We start from the raw sequence: 18,710 nt of genomic DNA, 5'->3' as shown, positions 1-18,710 counted from the left end.
GTCAGCACCTCTGAGCAGAAAGGGTTGGGACGAAGCCGATGCTGGCGCGCAGGGCCGCCAGGATTGCCGGGACAGATGCGACGACCTGTGAGGCCGTCATCGCCGCGAGCACGGTCCAGGCGACCGCGGTGAGGCCGAAAGAAGCGGCGACGGCGGTGGAGACGAGGACGGTTGCGCCAATCGCCAGCGAATAGGTGAACTCGGTGCCGGCACGGCCGCCGGTCCGCAGCCATTGGGCCGAGGCCGACCACAGAACGGTCGGGATCGCCGCCAGGCAGAGGATTGCAACGAGTGGCGCCATATCCGCCCATTCGGCGCCGAAGAGGACCGGGACGTAATAGGGGGCGAGGAGTGACTGGGCGATTGCAACCGGAACGATGATGGCCATGGACAGTGCGAAGGCGTGGCCGAGGGCGCGGTCGCGGTTCTCGCTGCGGCAGATATAGGGGAAGAGGACGGTCGACAGCGCCGTGCTGAACGAGGTGGTGATGCCGAGGCCGGCATTGACGGCGAAGAAGTAGATGCCAAGCGCATCGGCGCCGAGAAGGCCGCCGACGATCAGCTTGTCGCCCTGCATGCGCACGGCCTTGAGGAACTCGATGCCGATGACGGCGCTGCCGAAGCGAACGAACGGACGCAGCGGAGCCGCCGCCACGTCGGCAGGACGCCAGGGGCGCAGGCGGCGCATGGCGATCAGCCAGATCGGTGCGGTCAACAGGCGCGGCAGCACGATCGCCAGCGGATGCGGCCAGACAAGGACGAGAAGAACGGTGAGGATGTTGCCGGCGACGACCTGGCCGCCGGCTATGGCGGCCGTCTGTTTAAACTTGCCTTCGCGCATGGCGAGGGCGCACTGGGTCAGTCCGCCCGGCATGAACAGGTATTCACCGGCGATGACCGCGATGAGCGCGAAGCCGAGCCAGTTGCCGGACACCCCGCTGACGGCACCAGCGAGTGCGAGCTGCAGAGCGAAGAGCCCGAGGCACCAGACCCAGAAGATCCTGTGGGCCGTGCGGCAGGTTGATTCCAGCTCGTCTTGACGGGCGGCGATGATGCGCTGGCCGACGCCGTTCTCCGTCAGGCTCTTGAGAATATCGGAGGTGGCGATCGCGCCCGCCGCCAGACCAATGCTGAGCGGGTCCATGTAGCGGGCGAGAACAACGACCACACCGAGGCGCGAGAGCTTCGACACCACTTCGGACGCACCATAGGCCGCCAGGCCACCCGTCAGTGACGAGCCTGTGATCCGTCCCATCAATGCTTTGATCGCAAGTGCCATGATGCTTGAGTGCCTTTGTTCCGCTCGTCGAGAACGGCTGTTGTCCTGGCGCTGCTTGTACGCGAGGCGCAGCGTTTCGTATCGCGTGCGCTAGCGTAGGAGCGCGCTCAGACGATGAGGCGACCTATCCTTTTGAGTAGCTCGCGGAGCCACTGAATGGGTTCAAAAGATTCACCAAAAATGGAAGATTGACCACCATTATGCAGCCAGTCGTTGAATTATGGGATAACCGTTGATGAACTGTCCGGCAAAGATAAAGCGCCTGCATACCTTGGTTCAGGCGCTTGCCGCCTTGGGCTGGGCGTTTGTTATTGCCGGCTGCGATCAGATGCATTCCATCAGCAACCGCGAAGCGGTTGCGGAGGGGCTGAGCTATCAAGCGCAGTATCGCGCTGCTCCCACTTCTCAGCAGTTGCCGCGCTCGGCTTCCGCATATCTCAACCAGAAGAAATGTACTCTCGGGAGCGTGTCTCCTGTCAGCCATCAGGTGTCGACCGTCCTACGCGATGACGAGAGGCTTTCTCCCGGGGATCTCGTCAACGTGCATGTCGCCGAAGATGAGACCTTCACCGGTTCATATGAGGTGTCGCAGGACGGGACCCTAAAGCTTCCTTATCTAAAACCGATACCGGCGATCGGCCGAAGCGTGGAGAGCGTCGAGGCAAGCCTTGCGCGCGCCCTTGTGACGGAAGATTTCTACAAGGAAGCGCCGCGGGTTTCGGTGCGGCTGGCGGACGTGGCCTCGGCGCGCGTCTATGTGGCCGGTGCCGTTTTCGACCCGATGGCCGTGACCATCGGTGGCGTGAGTGGCGATGACGTGGACACTGCCCGCCAGGCGGCGCTCGGAGCGGTGGCACGGGGCCGCCGTCTGTCCAGCGCTTTGCAGGCGGCGGGAGGCGTGCGGCCGGATGCCGATCTTTCCAACGTCAAGATCCAACGAGCAGGCAAGACCATTTCGGCGGATGTGCGCGGCGCGGTCTTGGGGTTCGCGTATTCCGACGTGCTGCTACTTGAAGGCGACCAGATCTATGTGCCGAGCCGAGGCTGTTTCCAGGAAGAGCTCATGGTGCCGTCCTCCATCACCGCGCCCGGTGTGACGGTCTTCATGTCGAATCTCTCGCAGCCGGCGAACGCGAATGCACTCTCGGCAATTGGCAAGGATGCGCGGGAATTGCGCTACGGGACGCGCTTCATTCAGGCGGTTGCCGGCATGAACTGCATCGGCGGCGCGAGATGGACGAACGCCCACCGCACGGCGATCCTATTCACCCGCAATCCGATGACGGGCGAATCGATCGTCATCGAGCGCAGCCTGGAGGATATGCTGCAGCGTGCCGATCGCGACGAATACGATCCCTACATCATGCCGGGCGACGCGCTTGCTTGCTATGACAGCAATCTGACCAACGTGATCGAGCTCGCGAAAGGCTTCGGCACCGTCTCGACCTCTGCAGCGCTTTTGCTCAATTGATTCCGATACGAGCGACGGTGGTGATTGGCGGTGTGCCCGCTGAAGCGGCCTTGCCAGATCAGGCAGCAGTGCGGTGCGGTTTGAGCGCCGCTGCTGTCTGCCGACCGAGTACTTCGGCCTCGTCAATGAGATCTGATAGAGGCTCCGCGTTCTTCTGAAAGCCCACTTCTTCGATTTCGAGCAGCACCTCGCGCAGCTTGAGGGCACCAAAGAGCGCCGCTGAGCCCGCTAGCTGGTGAGCGACCTGGCGAATTTGCATGAAGGTTTCGTCCTGGCGCGCGCCCTCCAGGCTCGATCTGATAACGGCAAGCTCGTGGCAGAACTTGTCCATGTGATGTGCCAGCTTCTGCTGAGGCAGGACATCTTTCAGATCCTGCACGACGGTTTCGTCGAGCAGTTCCGGTTCCTCCGACATCCCGTCAGAATCCGTATTTAGGATCGCCTTCGCCCGTTCTCGGCTCGACAGCTCCCTCGCGACCGGCCGTTCCTTCAGGAGGGGGGCGAGGGCGGCGTTGAGCTGTTGCAGGCGAAGCGGTTTGATGAGCGTGTCCTGCATCCCGGCCTTGCGGAGTTTCCCCTGTTCTTCGGGAAAGACATGCGCGGTCAGGCCGATGATCGGCGTGTCGCTGGATGGCCCGTCCCCCGAGCGAATGCGGCGCGTCGCACCAAGGCCATCGAGCACTGGCATGCTGATATCCATCAATATGACGTCGAAGGCCTCTTCGTTGGCCACGGCGACACCGACTTCGCCGTTCTCCGCTTCCCGGACCCGGCAGCCGGCCTTGACGAGCATCTCGCGCGCCACGAAGCGGTTGGTGGGATTGTCTTCCACCACGAGGACATTGAGACCAGCTTTGCCGTCGAAGTCATACTCCCTCACGTCTTCCACCGGGCTCGCCTCGAGCTCTTCGCTGCTTGCCGGCAACATCGGAAGGTGAACCCAGAAACGGCTGCCCTGGCCCAGTGTGCTTTCAACGCCGATCTCACCACCCATTGCTCCGGCCATGCGTCGGCAGATCGCCAGGCCGAGACCCGTTCCGCCAGTCGTTCGCTTGAACGAGGGGTCGAGAGTTACGAAGTCTTCGAAGATCCGATCGATGTTGGCGGGGGCTATGCCGCTGCCGGTATCTGACACTGTCAGTTCGACAAGAACCTGTCCGTCGGCCTGGGAGATTTCGCGGGCTTCGAGCGTGATGATGCCATTCTTGGTGAATTTGACGGCATTTGATACGAGGTTGATGAGGATCTGGCGGATGCGGCGGCGATCGGCCTTCACGCCGAGCGTTTCGAAGGCGAGGCTGACTACGAGATGATTGCCGCGCGTTTCCGCGGCCAGTGCATGCAGATCGACGATCTCGTGCAAGAGGTGGCCAAGCTCGAAGGCAACCGGTCTCAGCTCGAAGCCGCCGGCTTCCAGGCTCGAAAGGTCGAGGACGTCGTCGATCTGGTCGCGTAAAAGCTCACCCGATGCGATCGCCGTTTCCACGTACTGGCTCTGTTTGTCGGTAAGGTCGGTCCCGTGGATGAGATCAAGCACACCGAGGATACCGTTGAGCGGCGTGCGCATTTCATGGCTCATCACGGCAAGGAATTGCGATTTTGCTTCAGCCGCCGCCAGAGCGCGGTCGCGGGCGTACAAAAGCTCCTGGCGGGTGCGGTGCCGATCGGAGATGTCGCGCATATAGGCGATAAAGGTCGGGTTTTCGCTCTCGCTCGCGATACCCAGAGATAGCTCGGCCGGAAATTTGTCGCCATTGGCGCGGATCGCCTGGATCTCGATGCGGTCCTGTCCGAGCGGTTTCTTGGCGGACGAGCGCAAATGGCGTTTGATGAAGGTGTCACCGGTGCCATAAGGCTCGCCCGGTGCGATCAGGCTCGAAATGTTGCGGCCAAGTGCGGCGTGTCGTGAATAGCCGAACGCACGCTCCGCCGCAGGATTGAAGTCGAGAATGGTCCCCGAGGCGTCGGCGACGATGATGGCGTCGAGAGAGGCGTTGATGGTGTTTGCGTAACGCTGGCTGCTGCGCGCGAGCTCGCCTGCGCGCGACATCGAGATACCGTATTGCCGCCAGAGCACCAGGAGCGTTCCCGCAAGGGCGATGATGAGAAGCCCTGCGACGACGGCCGTCTGAATAAGAAGGAGCGTAAAGGCCTGGCGGCGCTCGTCAGACAGGCGGGCGAATAGATCGACACTCTTAAGGGAGAGCGTGCGTACGGTGGAACGCAGCTGCGCCAGGGGGGCGACCAGTTCGGCGCGACGTTCGCGGAGAATTTCATCCGGCCCGTCTATGACGGGAACGAGGTCGTCCAGCGTCGTTTGTATACGGAGAAGAGCGGCATCGGCGTTTTCCGCCGTGCGCAACTCGGAGAACATGTTGCTGGTCTCGATCGTCGAGACGCGGCTGTAGAAAACGTCGAAACGCTTTCGGAGTTCATCGATGTCGCCGGCCCCGCTGCCACCCTCGATGGACCGCAGGAGCCTTAGTAGTTCGACTTCGAGCTGCGCGACCGTCCATTGCACGTTGTCGCGTGGAGCGTTGCGTAACTCTTTTAGTTCCTGCGATACCTGCAAACCCAGAAAGACGAGAAGCGCAGCGGCCGCAATCAGGACGGTCGCTGCGAGTCCGTTTCGAAGTGCTCCGCCATGCCTGGCGGGTTTTCCATTGCTTTTATTCATGGGTCACATTGGGCAACTCAGTCGATCACCTCAATGCGGTCAAGCTGCCATATGCTGCGTGAATATATTGTTTCGGATTGAAAGTGCGAATTCTGATCAAATGGGTAGATGATCCACAAGGGGCCTTTGCCACGGCGCGACATCGGCTTGCCGTTCATTTCATAGGCGACCATGGGACCAGACGACGTGGCATCCGACACCGGCAGCTGAACCGCGTAATCGTTGATAGCCGTTGCGCGAAGTGTTCCACCCTGCGCCTCGACCGCGTCTAGAAGGTCTTCAAGGCTTACGCCGGTGAAGCTGTTCACGCCTTCTGTCCAGATCGTGCTGGTTTTGAATGTCGTCGCAGGCATCTCTTTCAGCATGTCGAGGTCGAAGTGCGCCTCATCGCCGACATTGGTCGCGTTGATTTTGCCATAGATCCGCAGAATGACGTCCCCTGTGGGCGTGGTCCCCAGCCGGGCAGCCCTGGCGGGGTCCGGCTCCAGCCCAACCGACCATACGGTCGCCAATCCGGCGAGGATCGCAAGGCCGGCCATGAACAGTTTCAGCTTCGTCATAATGGTGCCGATCGACATGTCCTGTCCCTCGTCGAGTTTGCTTGGTTGTCTTTTTTTATCGAAGCCTCGCTTATTTCGCCACAAAGCAAGAGATCAGGTCCGCCTATGCGGAAGGATAGGTGACCGGATGTGACGCTTCTGATCAAACAGAAATACGCCAACTGAATATGTTCCGTTGAAGCACTGCGATAGCTTGCAGAGGCGTCGCTCAGGAAGTCTGGAGACTTCGGCCAATTTCAAAGGGGACCTTCGTGCAAGACGATCCGTTGCTGCCTCTCAAGAAGCGTTTCGCCGAGCGTTGTGGGAGTGATCTCGCGCGCCTCAGGCAGCTCAGTCCGCATGCCATCGAGGATATTCCGCAGATTATTTCGCTCGCCCATGGTTTAGCCGGGGCCGGCGGCACCTTTGGTTTTCCTGCCGTCAGCGATCGGGCATCAGCGCTCGAAGATTTGCTTGGCCTGGAAGCCGCCGAGCGACAAGACGTCTCCGACGCCTATGACGACCTGTGTGAAGAACTTGCAAAGACGAGGCATCCTGCCGATTGATGCAGGCCCAGTCTGTTGGGCGGCGTCAACTCGGCTTCCAGTGAGCGTCTCAAGGGGAGCGTGACTGAAAGCCGATGCGGGTCATTTCACCCCAGCTGTTGTCGGATCGTAGATACTGCCACAGTCCCTTCAGCCGCCAGTAATTATTGATCTGACGATAGCCGAAATTCTCAATTATGGCTGCCATCGCCAGGATGAAGAGGCTCCGGGGTGTCGGAAAGCGTTTCAGCTCGATTTCTTCCAACACCAGCGATCCGACGCTGATGAAAACCCCGAAGACGAAAACGAGGGCCGTATAGGCAAGGAGGTATTCGAGCGACAAACCCCCGAGGAAATAGAAGGTCGGCATGAGAATATAGCCGAGCACTTCGACCACAGGGCCCAAGACGTCGACGATAAACATCTGGCCGAAACCCAGAAATCCGATCCGACCATAGCGCGGATTGAAGGCCATGTGGCGATAGCGGAAGAAGCACTCCAGCGCACCGCGCTGCCAGCGCGCACGTTGCCGCCCGAGCACCGACAAGGTTTCGGGAGCTTCTGTCCAGCATACGGGCTCGGGAACGAAAGTGATGCGGTACTTCCGTTTCTTCTCGATCATGCTGCGGTGCAGCTTGATGACGAGATCGAGATCTTCCCCCATCGAGCCCGGCGTATAGCCGCCGACGTCGATCACCTCGCGGCGTCGAAAGACTCCAAAGGCGCCGGAGACCAGCATCAGCGTGTTGATACGGCTCCAGGCAACGCGTGCCATCAGGAAGGCGCGGATATACTCTACGACCTGGAAGAGCGGCAGAAGACGTTTGGGCAGACGCACGTCAGTGATCCGCCCGGCATCGACGAGGGAGTTGTTGGCGATGCGGATCGTCCCGCCGACGCCGATCGTGCGGTTCGGATCGTCGATGAAGGGTTGTGCCACCCGCATCAGCGCATCAGGTTCGACGATGGAATCGCCATCAACGACACAAAACAGCGGCGCACGGCAGAGATTGATGCCGGCATTCTGGGCATCTGCCTTCCCGCCATTCTCCTTGTCGATGACGAAAAGCCTGTCGCTGTTGCGTGAGCTGTAAATGTTGCGGATGGGTGCGTGGGGGAGGGCGTCGTCGTGTGGGCGCTCGAACTCCCTCATGTCGAAGGTCTCACGCAGACGTGACAGGGTTTCGTCCTTGGAGCCATCGTTGACGACGATGACCTCGTAGCTTGGATATTCGATCGAGAGCAGTGAATAGACGGTCGAGACGATGTTGAGCTGCTCGTTGTAGGCGGGCACGATGAGGGCGATCGGCGGGGCCACATCGCTGTATCGATGCCAGAGGAGCGAAGAGCGCGCGACGGGTGGCCGCTGGTAAAAGGTCGCGCCAGCGACGACGAGCTGGAACAGATAGACGGCGGACTGGGCGAGGCCCGAGGCGATGACGAACCAGGCGATGACGCGCGTCGCCTGCAGGAGGACATCGGCGAGGACGAAGTCGCTCATGCCCGGCTTCCCTCTTGGAGCACCATGGAGGCGGTGCGTTGGCCACGCGAGGCCGTTCCCGTGGCGAAGGCGAGAAGCCTGTCGCGCCCAGCCGCGCCGAGATTCTTCAGCCCCTTTGCTGCGGCATAGCGAACGGACCATTCCGCATCGCTGAGCAGCGCAGCCAGAGGCTCGATCATCTCCTGCGACGGGAAGGCGGCCGCCACTTCGGCCGCTTCGTAGCGCACCTGCCAGTCACCATTCTTTGTCGCTGCGAGCACTGTGGGCAGGACCGAAGGGTGGCCGAAGCGGCCAAGTCCGCGGACCGCCGCGGCGGCGACTTCCGGTTTCGCGTCGGCGGCGAGGCGCGAGAAGAAGGGCATGAATTGCGGATCGCCGATATGGGAGAGCGCCTCGATCGCCGCGGCGCGGGAGAAGGAGGAGGCGTCCTCGCGCGCCGCGAATTCGACGAGCTCTGGGGCTTTTTCCAGTGGGAAGGTGCGCAGCAATTCAACGAGACGGCGGGAGCGCTGGCCACGTTCGCCGATTGTGGCCATCAGCTCGGCAAGCGACGGTGTTCTGCCCAGGCGATTGAGAGAGATCGCCGCGGCGAGCCGCACCTCTCGTGCCCGATCTCCGAGCGACCGGTTGAGCGCTGCGATCGTCGCCTCGCTTGGAAAGGCTGCCAGAGTTTCGGCGGCAAAGATACGCTCTGCCTCGTTGGCACGCCGCAGGCGGCGGCGAATGTAATCCGGCACGCCTGCCTCGGCGAAGACCTCTTCGATGCGGGCGCGCTCATCGCCGCGGAGCATTGCGAGGAACTCGAAGCCCGCATCGACTAAGATGCGCTTCGGAGTTTCCGCTATGACCTGCCTTAGCGAGGCTTCGTCTTCGTCCGCGGAAAAGCGGATCAAGGCGCCGACGAAGCGCTTGCGTTGTGCGGCACGACGCGCGGCAAGACGCATATCGGCGATACGCAGAACGATCAGGCCCAGCAAGATTAAAATCGATGCGAGTGCAAGCGCGATGGAGAGGTTCCAGATTCCGTAAAGCATCGCCTAGAACCGGGTCGAGAAGTTAAGGGCGAGGCTGTTGCGCTCGAATGCGTCACGCCGCTCGTGTGCGATGGCGGCGTTGATCGTTACCCAATCCACCGGATCGAAGGAGACGCCGCCGAACAATGTGCGGGTGTCAAACAAACTGCCTTCCGAAATTTCAGGGGCGTCGGCATAGCCGGCGAAGAGCCGAAACCTGTCTGTGGCAGCAAGATCGGTGCGCAGGATGTAGCCGTTCGAGACGGTGCTGTCGTCGTCGCGGGCATGCACCCACGTGACCTTGAAGGTGAGACGTTCGTCGACGATAGCTGCCTTGATCGCGGGGAAGAGGGAGGTGACTTCGCTGTCGGCGAAGAATTCGTGCCGCGTCTGCATTTCCAGAAAGAGCGGGCCGCCGTTCGGGCCATTTTCGGCAATGCGCCAGGCCATGCCGGCGCCCAGCGAGACGCGCGCCAGAAAATCGGCGCACGGCGTTGCAGCGACCGAGGCATTGGCTGCGAAGGCGTCGGAAAAGGCGTAATCGATGCGCGCGCCGATCTGTAGGTCGGTCGAATTGTTGCGGGTGGCGAGCCGGGTCTCTCCTGTCACCGTCGCGGCGGGAGAGAGGCGGTAGGAGAGCGCCGCGACGCTGTCGGTCCAGTGCGGCCGGTTCTCGGTGAGGGCGCTGTATTCACTTCCCGCCGTGAAGCGCCAGCGCTTCGGTGGCTCGCGCTCAAGTCGGCCCGCCGTTACAGGATCGCCGGGTGCGATCTCGTGCGCCCGCTCATAGGCGGCCCGTGCCTCGTCGAAGCGCCATTGCCGAAATCGTGTATCGCCGAGGCCGACCATAACCTCGGCGTTGTCGTCGGTGCGCCGGGCGAGCGCCTCGTAGCGCGCATCCGCCGACATGAGATCGCCTTCCGCGATATCGATGCGGGCGAGGAGAAGCTCCGTCTCGATGCTCTCCGGCTCGCGCGCTTTTGCCTCCTCGGCAAGGCGCCGTGCTTCGGCGGTGTCGTCAGCGCGCAGGGCAAGCCGAGAGAGACCGAGCCTGGCATCTGTATAGGAGGGCGCGAGTCTGAGCGCGCGTTCGAAGAACTCACGCGCCTCCGTCAGCTTGTCCTGGTTCGCGGTCACGAGCCCGAGCGCCACCAGGATGTCGGCATCCTCGGGCGCGAGCGACAGGGCCTTGCGATAGCGTGTTTCGGCGGCAGCGAAACGGCCATCGAGTCGAAGCCGCGTGCCTTCGGCGATGAGACCGGCGAGGCGTTCGCGCTTTGCCTGTGCGATCTCTTCGGGGGGCGGTTTTGCGGGAGTGGGTTCGGGAGGCGCGGGTACTGTAGGCACAGCCTCTGGGGGCGATGTGGCGCTGGTCTTTTGCGCCTCGCGGGCGCGTGCGACGTTGTCGGCGAGCGCCTGCGCGTCGGCATTTTCCGGCTGCGCCGCCAGAACCTGGTTTGTGAGGTTTTCCGCGTCGTCGAGGTTGCCGTTTCGGAAGGCGAGCTGGGCGAGACCGTAGCGTGCGTCCTCGTAATTCGGCGACAGAACGAGCACGCGTTCGAACGTCCCCCGCGCATCCTCGTTCTTTCCCTGGGCGAGTTGAACGAATCCGAGCTGCACCAGCGCGTCGACATTTTCGGGCTGTTCGCTCAAGGCCTCCTGGAGCATGCGTTCCGCGTCGTCGAAGCGGCCTTCGAGCCGGTAGCGGACGCCTTCCTCGTAAAGCGTTTCAGGGGCTTGCGCCCTGGCCGGTGCCACGCTGCAAAAGGCCAGCAGGAGGCCAAGCAGCATGGCATGGGGCGGGGCGACGACCGGCATCAGGCCCTCGGGGGCTGCCTGGCGATCAGCTTCGACAAACGCGCCATCAATTCGTCGGGAATGAAGGGCTTCACGAGATAGTCTTCGGCGCCACGCTCCAGCGCAGAGACGATGTCGCGCTCGTTCTTGCGCGCAGTGAGCATCACGACGGGGATGTCCTTCAGCTCCGGATCCTGCTTGATGCGGTTGAGGACATCGAAGCCATCGAGCTTGGGCATCATTGCGTCGAGTACGACGATCGATGGCCGTTCGGAGGACACTTTCGCGAAGGCTTCTTCGCCATCGGTGGCGGTTGTGACGGCATAACCCTTGGCGCGAAGACGGAACTCCATGAGCTCGATGAGGAGCGGGTCGTCGTCGCAGATGAGGATGAGTGGCGGGGAGCTCATTGCTCGGGAATCCTTGCCTGTTCCGGTCCCTCGCGTCGCGCTTGTTGCAAGTCGTGGATCGCGAGACCGGCAAAGGCCGGCCAGGCAGAAAAAAGATGCTTCAGATGCGCACGTGCGGACGTAAGTTTGTTTGTGTCGTTGAGGAAGCTGATGCGCGCCATGTCCACCCGAACCTCGTGGCTGAAACGGTAGACGGGGGCATCGGACCTCTCCGGTACGGGTGCAGTAAGCAGCTCTGCCGAAGCGTGGTTCCCGTCAGACGCGAGTCGCAGCGTCCCCTCTTTCGCCCTCAGGTAGACCTTGTGGATCTCCTGCTCAAGGGGGCCGTTTTCCACGGCAATTCGGATCGGCACGCCGGAGCGGCCACCCCAGGCCAGCCAAGGCTCGCTGATCGCGACGATTTCATTGATGTCGGTGCGGTAGGCCATGACCGTGACAGCGGCGAGGGAAGCCGCGGCATGATCGAGAGCCTTCAGCCCGTCTTTCGACTCCAGCATCCAGAACGGCAGAACCACGCCCACAGGGCCATCCCAGGCCTGCGAGAGGGCAAGGACCGTCTCCGTCCACGCGGCCCAGGCCGAAGGGAGATCGCGCCCCAAAGCAGGCAGGAGGTAGGGCTCGATGTCATATTGCAGGGTGGTCAGCGGGATCTTCGGCTCGATCTCGCGGAGCGCCTGAAGGCGCGCAAGCGCATTCTGTCTGCCGGAAGGAAGGACCATCTCCGGATCGCCTTCTACGGCGATGACCGCGATGCCTTCCGCGGTCAGGGTGTCGTGCAGCCGCTCCAATGCCGCCATCTGCGACTGAGATTCGATGGGAAGCGGCAGCTGAAGATAGAGCTCGCTCAGTTGCTCGTTGCGCGCGAAAGCAAGCAGCGCATCCGGATCCTGGAGAAAGGGGTCGATGTCCCAGATCCATGTGCCGACGTGACCTGCGGCAACCGCAGTGGCCGTCTCGGCTTGTGGCACAAGGGCGAATTCCTGAAGCGTCGCGGTCGCTGCGCTTTCAGGGCAGGTGATCACGACATCGGGCTGATTGGGCTCCGCTGCGGATTGCTGCAAGGGAATGGGCAGCCGAGTCTTGCCGGTGTGCAACTTCGCCTGCGGTATTGCCGGCGCATCCTCTCCCTTGGGCACAAGCGACAATCCGAAGCCCTTCCCGCCGGAAATCTTGGCGACGGCGGCAAGGCGGAGGCCGCGCGGCAGGCGGGAATTTGGCGCAGACAGGACGAAGCCCGCTGGGCTTTGTCCTGCCTTGCAGTGCAGCTCTAGCTGAACTCCGCTCTTCCGCGACGCGGCGCGTTCCTCCTCGCCGAAAGGGCGAATATTCATTTGTCGAAGGAGGTTTCTATCAAGTGCGAGCATGCGCGGCGGGGCCGACGATGCGGGCTTCGGAGTTTCGATGAGACGCGCCAGCCGCGGCTCGAAGCCGTTTTCCTCTTCGACCCCTTCGATGACGACGCGGGCAGGCGCTTCGGCGAACGGCGTGACGTTTTCGCGCCAGAGGATCGATGCGTCCGGCCCGTCTCCGGGCCGTCCTTCATCGGCCATGGCGATGCCCGCTGTCATGCATGCGAAGGAAAATCCGCAAACTGCCGCCCTCAGCCCTAGCGCCCTCTCAGCTTTCCAGAGCCTAGGCATCCACATTCTGCAGGTATTGTTGGACAACGCCCGCAAGACTCATCGGGTCGAAGGGTTTGGCGATGACGCCTATGGCCCCGAGACTGATGAAGTGCTCGATCTCGGATGTCTGCGTACGGGCGGTGATGAACACGACCGAGATGCCGCTCGTGTCGGCTTTTTCCTTTAGGGCTGCCAACGTCTGCGGCCCGTCCATTCCCGGCATCATCGCATCAAGCAAAATGAGATCGGGCTGCCACGCGCGTGCAGCCTCGAGCGCTTCCTGGCCACAGGAACACGTGCGCACGTCCAACTGGGGGTCGAGTTCCAGGGACATGCTCGCGATTTCCCGGATGTCGGGCTCGTCGTCAACGTAGAGTATCCGCGCCGTTTTCAGCATATGCCTCTATCTGTTCAGGTCGCTCACGCTTCACAGCTAGGTCTCAATAGCCGCGATCCTCTTTAGGGCGCAGCAGATGTCCAGGATCGCCACGAATTCAAAAGGAAAGTCATCCGCACGCTCTCTTCGAATTTAATTTAATATCTCGTAAAAACGTCCGATCCGAATCGAGAAGTGTTACTCTATCTCATTTTGGGTTTCAGTCATGTATTTTCAAAGAGGGTTCGCGCGGGTGGCCATGGAAGGTGTCTTGCCGACGCGGCCCGGAAGCTCTTCTTTTCTTCTGGGCAATAGGGCCGGTGCGTTCCGTCCGATCGATCAACAGTACGGAGCCCAGGCGCTTGAATTGTGATCTCGTGCTTTCGGCGATCGGGAACCAAAAGGGGGATGCCAGCCCATCGTTAGGGATGATGAAGTCCCGTCTTACCGATGCATTCCCTATTATCGCCTTTGAGTTGTATGGTCTGCGGCGCGCAAGCTGCGCATGCTAAATCTGCGACTTATGTCTCGAACCGACTTTTATCGCGCGGCTGCTACGGCCGTCCTTTATGGGCTTTTTGGCTGGCTCGGCCTGCGTCTGGCCGTACCGCCAGGCTATGCGACGTTGATCTGGCCGGCATCGGGAATCGCGGTTTCTGCTCTTTTATTTTATGGTCACCGGCTATGGCCCGGCGTGTTTCTGGGGGCATTTGCGGTTAATGCCGTCATCGGAAACGCTTTCGGTGCCCAGGGGCCCGACTGGTCAGCTCTGGGGGTTGCTGCTTGCATCGCCACGGGGTCGACGGTGCAGTCGCTTCTCGCTGTCCAACTTCTTCGGCGGCGCTTCGGGATGCCGGTCGCCTTGGATGGGATGCGAGATTTCATTCCGTTTATCCTGCGCGCGGCACTTTTGCCGTGTCTCATTGGTGCGAGCGTCGGCGTAGCGAGCCTTATGGGGGCCGGTATCACCGAGGGATCGGCGGCCCTTTCCAATTGGATCACATGGTGGATCGGGGATGTTGCGGGCATCCTGCTTGTCCTACCCCTGGCTATGATCAGCCCTTTGCGCCCGTGGAGCGCCCGATACCGCGGACGCCCACTCGCCCGGGTCAGCAGGCTGGGCCTTGTGGCGCTGCTGGTTCCCCTCGGATTGACGTTCTACGCATGGAAGTTCACCAACGAAGCGGCGTTCGAACAGGGGCTGACCTCGTTCAAGGCGCTGGCGGGAGATAGCGAACAAGCACTTCTGCACCGGCTGGACGCTTACAAGCAGGCGCTGGACGCTGGAGCGGGTCTTTTCAGCGGCTCCAGCTACGTTTCGCAGACGGAATGGAGGGCTTTCGTCAGCGAGTTCGGTCTCGAGGCGAATCTACCCGGGATCAACGGCGTCGGGTTCATCGAGCCGGTCATGCCTGACGAGCTGCAAAGGTTTTTAATCGAGCACACAACGCCCGGCGAAACCAATCTGACGATCAAGCCCGCGCCTTCCACGGATCGCGAGATGTTCGTGATCACCTTTATCGAGCCTCTTGCGACGAACGCGAAGGCGTTCGGGCTCGATATCGCGTTTGAGCAGAACCGTCGTACCGCGGCCGTCCATGCGCGCGACACCGGGCGTGCGACGATCACGGGTCGGATCTTCCTTGTGCAAGACGAAACGAAAAGCGCCGGTTTCTTGTTGCTTCGCCCCCTTTATGAGGCCTCCGCCCCACTTGAGACCATGGCGCAGAGGCGGGATGCGTTCCGTGGCTGGGTTTATGCGCCTTTTATCGCGCCGCGTTTCATGGACAGTCTGACGGCCAGCCAGGGCACGCGGTTGAACCTCAGTGTCTATGATGGCGGGACCGCCGATCCTGACCAGTTGATCTATTCAAGCTCCGAAGGCAACGCACACAATCCCGCGTTCCAGGTCAGCAAAGTGCTGTCCGTGATGGAGAAGACATGGACCGTCGTCTGGGAGAGCACGCCCGCCTTTGAAGCGACGGCGGCATCGAAAGAGCCGGCGATCGTCCTGGCAGCGGGACTTGCCCTGTCCCTCCTCTTCGGCGTGCTCTTGTTGTCTTATGCGCGCCGCGAAGAGGCGATCCAGCAGACGGTCGAATTGAAGACGCGGGAGATTGCCGCGCGCGAGCAGCAGAACCGTTCGATCGTCGATACGGCTCTTGCCGGTGTGATCGTGCTCGACGAAGGCGGCATCATTCGTTCCGTCAATCCGGCAACGGAGCTGATCTTCGGCTATCGGGCGGACGAATTGGACGGGCAGACGATCGCCACGCTGTTTCCCGGGTCGAAAGAGGACGCGGCAAGTGCGCAGAAGCAGGGAGAAGTCAGCCGGCTTGTCGAGACGCGGAACCGCAACGGCGAGGAGCTTTTCCTGACGCTGCAAAAGAACGAGTGGCGCACAGAGGCAGGCGACCTGCGCCATACACTGATCATCAGCGATGTGACACTGCAGCAAAAGGTGGCGCGCGAACTGGCAATCAGCGAGCAGCGCCTGCAGCAGGCGATTGAGGCGGCGGCCATCGGTGTCTTTGATATCGACCTCAAAACCGGCCGCTCCGTCGTCTCGGGCAGATGGCGGGCGATGCTTGGCTTCGGCGAGGACGAAGATATCGACCCGCAGGAGGAATGGAGACGGCGGGTGCATCCCGACGATCGGGCCGCGGTGGAGAAGGCCGACGCGGCATGTATCGAGGGCCGAGCTGCCCGCTCCCTGACGGAATATCGTATTCGTCACAGAGACGGCCGTTGGATCTGGTTGCGCTCGGAGGCGATCGGCATCGAACGCGACAAGACCGGTCGAGCGATGCGCATGATCGGCACGCAAACGGACATCACGCACCTCAAAGAGACGGAGCTCGCGCTGCGCGAGAGCGAGGAACGATTCCGCCTGGCACTTGAGAATGCACCTGTCGGCATGGCGCTGATCAGTGACGACGGGCGATGGATGCAGGTCAACGAAACGCTGTGCACGCTTCTGCAATACGAGCCGGAGGAGTTCGAACATCTCGATTTCGCCAGCGTGATCCATCCCGACGACAGACCGGCGTCCGGACAGCTGCGCAAGATGCTCGACGGTGTCGCTGCCGCCCAGCAGGCCGAGCGTCGTTTCGTCGCCAAGAACGGGCGCTCGATCTGGTGTCTCTTCGGTCTATCGCGCGTGGAGGACCACCAGACCCGGCATGGCTATTTCGTCGCCCAGTTCCAGGATATCGATGCCCGAAAGGAGGCGGAGCGAGCGAAGAGCGAATTCATCGCGACCGTCAGCCACGAACTTCGCACGCCGCTGACCTCCATTCGCGGCTCTCTCGGGCTGGTTCTGGGCTCGGCGGAGGGGCAGCTCGATCCAAAGATCTCGCATCTTCTCACCATCGCACTGAAGAACTGCGAACGGCTGGTTGAACTCGTCAACGACATCCTCGACCTGGAGAAGATCGCCTCAGGCGCGATGCAATTTGATCGACGCGTGGAAGATCTGAACGAACTCGTCAGGCAGTCGGTCGAAGCGAACCAGGCGTATTTCGAGAAATTTGATGTGACGCCCGTCGTGCACGCGGACGGCCTTTATGCTGTCGAGGTCGATGCGAGGAGGCTGCAGCAGGTTTTCTCTAATCTCCTGTCGAATGCCGCAAAGTTCTCCCCTTCCGGGGGAACCGTGGAGGTTTCCATCGCCAAGAGCGGCGAGACAGTGCGCATTTCCGTCGCCGATGAAGGAGCGGGTGTGCCTCCGGAATTCGAGGGCAAGATCTTCAACCGTTTCAGCCAGGCTGATTCCTCCGCCACCAGGCAGCAGGGCGGCACCGGCCTCGGCCTGCACATCTCGCGACAGATCATCGAGCAGATGAACGGCTCGATTTCCTATCGCAATCGGCCGGATTCCGGTGCCGAATTTACAGTTGCTTTGCCGCTATCGACGGGTGCAGCAGAAAAGGCGATGGACCGGACGACGGTTGACGCGAACGGCGAGGCTGGAGCTGAGGCACCGCAGAGCGGCTCGAACCTGCCGCGCGCGCTGCATGTTGAGGAAGATGCCGACTTTTTCGCGATCCTCTCCGCTCTTTTGAAAGAGAGCCTGGAGCTCTCGCGCGCGTCCACCGTTGCAGAGGCGCGCCAGCAACTGGCTGAACAGCACTTTGACCTTCTTATCGTAGAGGAAGCCCTACCGGATGGATCTGGGTTGGACTTGCTTGATGAGGTCTCGAGACGCTGCCCCGACCTCCCGGTCGTGATGGTTGGTTCTCGCGACATGCCGGAGGTAGATGAACGCTCTGTACGCGTCATCGTTAAATCGCGGCTCAAGGAAGAGGAGCTTGCACAGATCGTCAGTGAAGCTGCAAATCGTCGTCGAGCTAGACGCGCCGCTCTATAATGAAGGCGTGAAAGCTAGCCCGGCTTAATGATCTTAGACGGGGCCGCGGATGATCTGTTCTTCCGAGAAATGACAACGTTCATAAACTGATCCTTACCGATCGGTCGGGACGACCTCCAACTTGGATCGAGCCGCGGGGGCAACGTTGCGGTGTATTCTTCTCAGGCCCGGGCGACGAAGCGTTCGCGCACCAAAGAGATGAAGTCACTTGTCTGCAGCGAGGTCCTCGAGAGTGTCTTACCGAGGAGGGGTGCTGCGCATTTCGCCGCACGTACCTGGAGGTAGTACCGACCGCCTCGGCCTAGCAAGTCGGAGGTGCGCGCCAGAGGTTACATCTCTGCGGACATGACCGGGGATAGTTCCCGGTCGCCACGTTAAGATCGGCGCATAACTGCTGGAATTCTCGTGAGAAAAAGGCTGGTAGCGGAGGAGGGACTCGAACCCCCGACACGCGGATTATGATTCCGCTGCTCTAACCGACTGAGCTACTCCGCCGCCCGCAGGCCGCCTCGCGATGCAAGGCTAACGGACCGCGTGCGATATACGGTGGGGTTTTTTCACCGTCAAGCCGCGGTGCGCCGTTATCTCTCGGTCGCGCACAGCTTATGTAATGCCGTCGGCGTTCCCGCCGCCGTTGCCGTTGCGGGCTTTGCGACTTTGCGCGAGTGCCCGCTCTCGGGCGCGTGCCTCAAAAGCTTCCACGGAGCGGGCATAGAGCTGGCGCACCACAGCTTCCTTGAATCCGCCAAGTCCCGCGCCGACGAGGGCGAAGTCGACGCGCATCGTCACTTTGGTGCGGGCCGTTTCGATCGCCTCGAACCGCCATTCATGGCGCAGCGAACGAAACGGTTTGTCGTGGGAGGTGATCAGAAGGTGGTTCGGGCGCGTCAGTTCGGCGCGGCTACGAAATGAAATCGTCAGGCCCGGCAGCCCGACGCGCTGCATGACGAGGAGCGCATCACCGTCTCGCTTCAGGATGCGCGCCTCCAGGAAGCCTGGAAGGAATTCGGGATAGCTCTCAACGTCGGCCACGAGGTCGAAGACCTCTTCCTGGGGCAGCGCGACGAAACGCGTCGTCTCAAGGTTTCGTGACATCTGGCCTCAAAAGCTG

General features: G+C 61.5%; 13 protein-coding genes and 1 tRNA gene. 3 read left to right on the top strand and 11 right to left on the bottom strand.

The annotated features are described in order from the left end of the window. Position 1 precedes the first annotated feature (1 nt). The gene (locus NYQ83_RS03175) at positions 2 to 1,279 is read right to left on the bottom strand and encodes an oligosaccharide flippase family protein (protein WP_261212352.1); all 1,278 of its coding nucleotides are present in this window, start codon (positions 1,277 to 1,279) and stop codon (positions 2 to 4) included. 235 nt (positions 1,280 to 1,514) lie between these two features. On the opposite strand from NYQ83_RS03175, the gene NYQ83_RS03170 reads away from it, so the two are divergent. Next, positions 1,515 to 2,750: a polysaccharide biosynthesis/export family protein gene (locus NYQ83_RS03170; protein ID WP_261212350.1), complete on the top strand. Its 1,236-nt coding sequence runs from the start codon at positions 1,515 to 1,517 to the stop codon at positions 2,748 to 2,750. 58 nt (positions 2,751 to 2,808) lie between these two features. Here the strand turns inward: NYQ83_RS03170 and NYQ83_RS03165 are convergent, their stop codons facing one another. Then, a complete protein-coding gene (locus NYQ83_RS03165) occupies positions 2,809 to 5,427 on the bottom strand; it encodes an ATP-binding protein (RefSeq protein ID WP_261212349.1) in 2,619 nt (872 codons plus the stop codon). Positions 5,428 to 5,444: 17 nt separating this feature from the next. Beyond that, positions 5,445 to 6,005, bottom strand: coding sequence for a molybdopterin-dependent oxidoreductase (locus NYQ83_RS03160; protein ID WP_261212347.1), 561 nt, complete (start codon positions 6,003 to 6,005; stop codon positions 5,445 to 5,447). A 233-nt stretch (positions 6,006 to 6,238) separates the two neighbouring features. On the opposite strand from NYQ83_RS03160, the gene NYQ83_RS03155 reads away from it, so the two are divergent. Next, entirely contained in the window at positions 6,239 to 6,532 is a 294-nt protein-coding gene (locus tag NYQ83_RS03155) for an Hpt domain-containing protein (protein ID WP_261212345.1), read from the top strand. Positions 6,533 to 6,581: 49 nt separating this feature from the next. Here the strand turns inward: NYQ83_RS03155 and NYQ83_RS03150 are convergent, their stop codons facing one another. From NYQ83_RS03150 to NYQ83_RS03125, 6 genes are all read right to left on the bottom strand, one after another. Next, on the bottom strand, positions 6,582 to 8,012 hold the full coding sequence (locus NYQ83_RS03150) for a glycosyltransferase family 2 protein (RefSeq protein ID WP_128293758.1): 1,431 nt from the start codon (positions 8,010 to 8,012) through the stop codon (positions 6,582 to 6,584). Next, the gene (locus NYQ83_RS03145) at positions 8,009 to 9,046 is read right to left on the bottom strand and encodes a HEAT repeat domain-containing protein (protein WP_128293759.1); all 1,038 of its coding nucleotides are present in this window, start codon (positions 9,044 to 9,046) and stop codon (positions 8,009 to 8,011) included. Before NYQ83_RS03145 ends, NYQ83_RS03150 begins: the two co-directional genes overlap by 4 nt. A 3-nt stretch (positions 9,047 to 9,049) precedes the next feature. Then, positions 9,050 to 10,843, bottom strand: coding sequence for a tetratricopeptide repeat protein (locus NYQ83_RS03140; protein WP_261212340.1), 1,794 nt, complete (start codon positions 10,841 to 10,843; stop codon positions 9,050 to 9,052). Next, a complete protein-coding gene (locus NYQ83_RS03135; RefSeq protein ID WP_092813831.1) occupies positions 10,843 to 11,232 on the bottom strand; it encodes a response regulator transcription factor in 390 nt (129 codons plus the stop codon). Before NYQ83_RS03135 ends, NYQ83_RS03140 begins: the two co-directional genes overlap by 1 nt. Then, positions 11,229 to 12,800, bottom strand: a complete 1,572-nt coding sequence (locus NYQ83_RS03130; protein ID WP_261212336.1) for a hypothetical protein — start codon at positions 12,798 to 12,800, stop codon at positions 11,229 to 11,231. Before NYQ83_RS03130 ends, NYQ83_RS03135 begins: the two co-directional genes overlap by 4 nt. A gap of 64 nt (positions 12,801 to 12,864) precedes the next feature. Next, a complete protein-coding gene (locus NYQ83_RS03125) occupies positions 12,865 to 13,251 on the bottom strand; it encodes a response regulator (protein ID WP_261212333.1) in 387 nt (128 codons plus the stop codon). 484 nt (positions 13,252 to 13,735) lie between these two features. On the opposite strand from NYQ83_RS03125, the gene NYQ83_RS03120 reads away from it, so the two are divergent. After that, positions 13,736 to 17,599 carry a PAS domain S-box protein gene (locus tag NYQ83_RS03120; protein WP_314733277.1) on the top strand — a complete coding sequence of 1,288 codons (3,864 nt, stop codon included), beginning with the start codon at positions 13,736 to 13,738 and terminating at the stop codon, positions 17,597 to 17,599. A 418-nt stretch (positions 17,600 to 18,017) separates the two neighbouring features. On the opposite strand, the gene NYQ83_RS03115 is transcribed toward NYQ83_RS03120, so the two are convergent. Beyond that, positions 18,018 to 18,094, bottom strand: a tRNA-Met gene (locus tag NYQ83_RS03115). Between the two features lie 108 nt (positions 18,095 to 18,202). Then, on the bottom strand, positions 18,203 to 18,694 hold the full coding sequence (locus NYQ83_RS03110; RefSeq protein ID WP_261212328.1) for a type II toxin-antitoxin system RatA family toxin: 492 nt from the start codon (positions 18,692 to 18,694) through the stop codon (positions 18,203 to 18,205). Between the last annotated feature and the right edge of the window lie 16 nt (positions 18,695 to 18,710).

The sequence above is a fragment of the Afifella sp. JA880 genome, assembly GCF_025379905.1.
Taxonomy (GTDB): Bacteria; Pseudomonadota; Alphaproteobacteria; order Rhizobiales; family Afifellaceae; genus Afifella; species Afifella aestuarii.
This window is presented reverse-complemented; position numbering and strand designations above follow the sequence as displayed.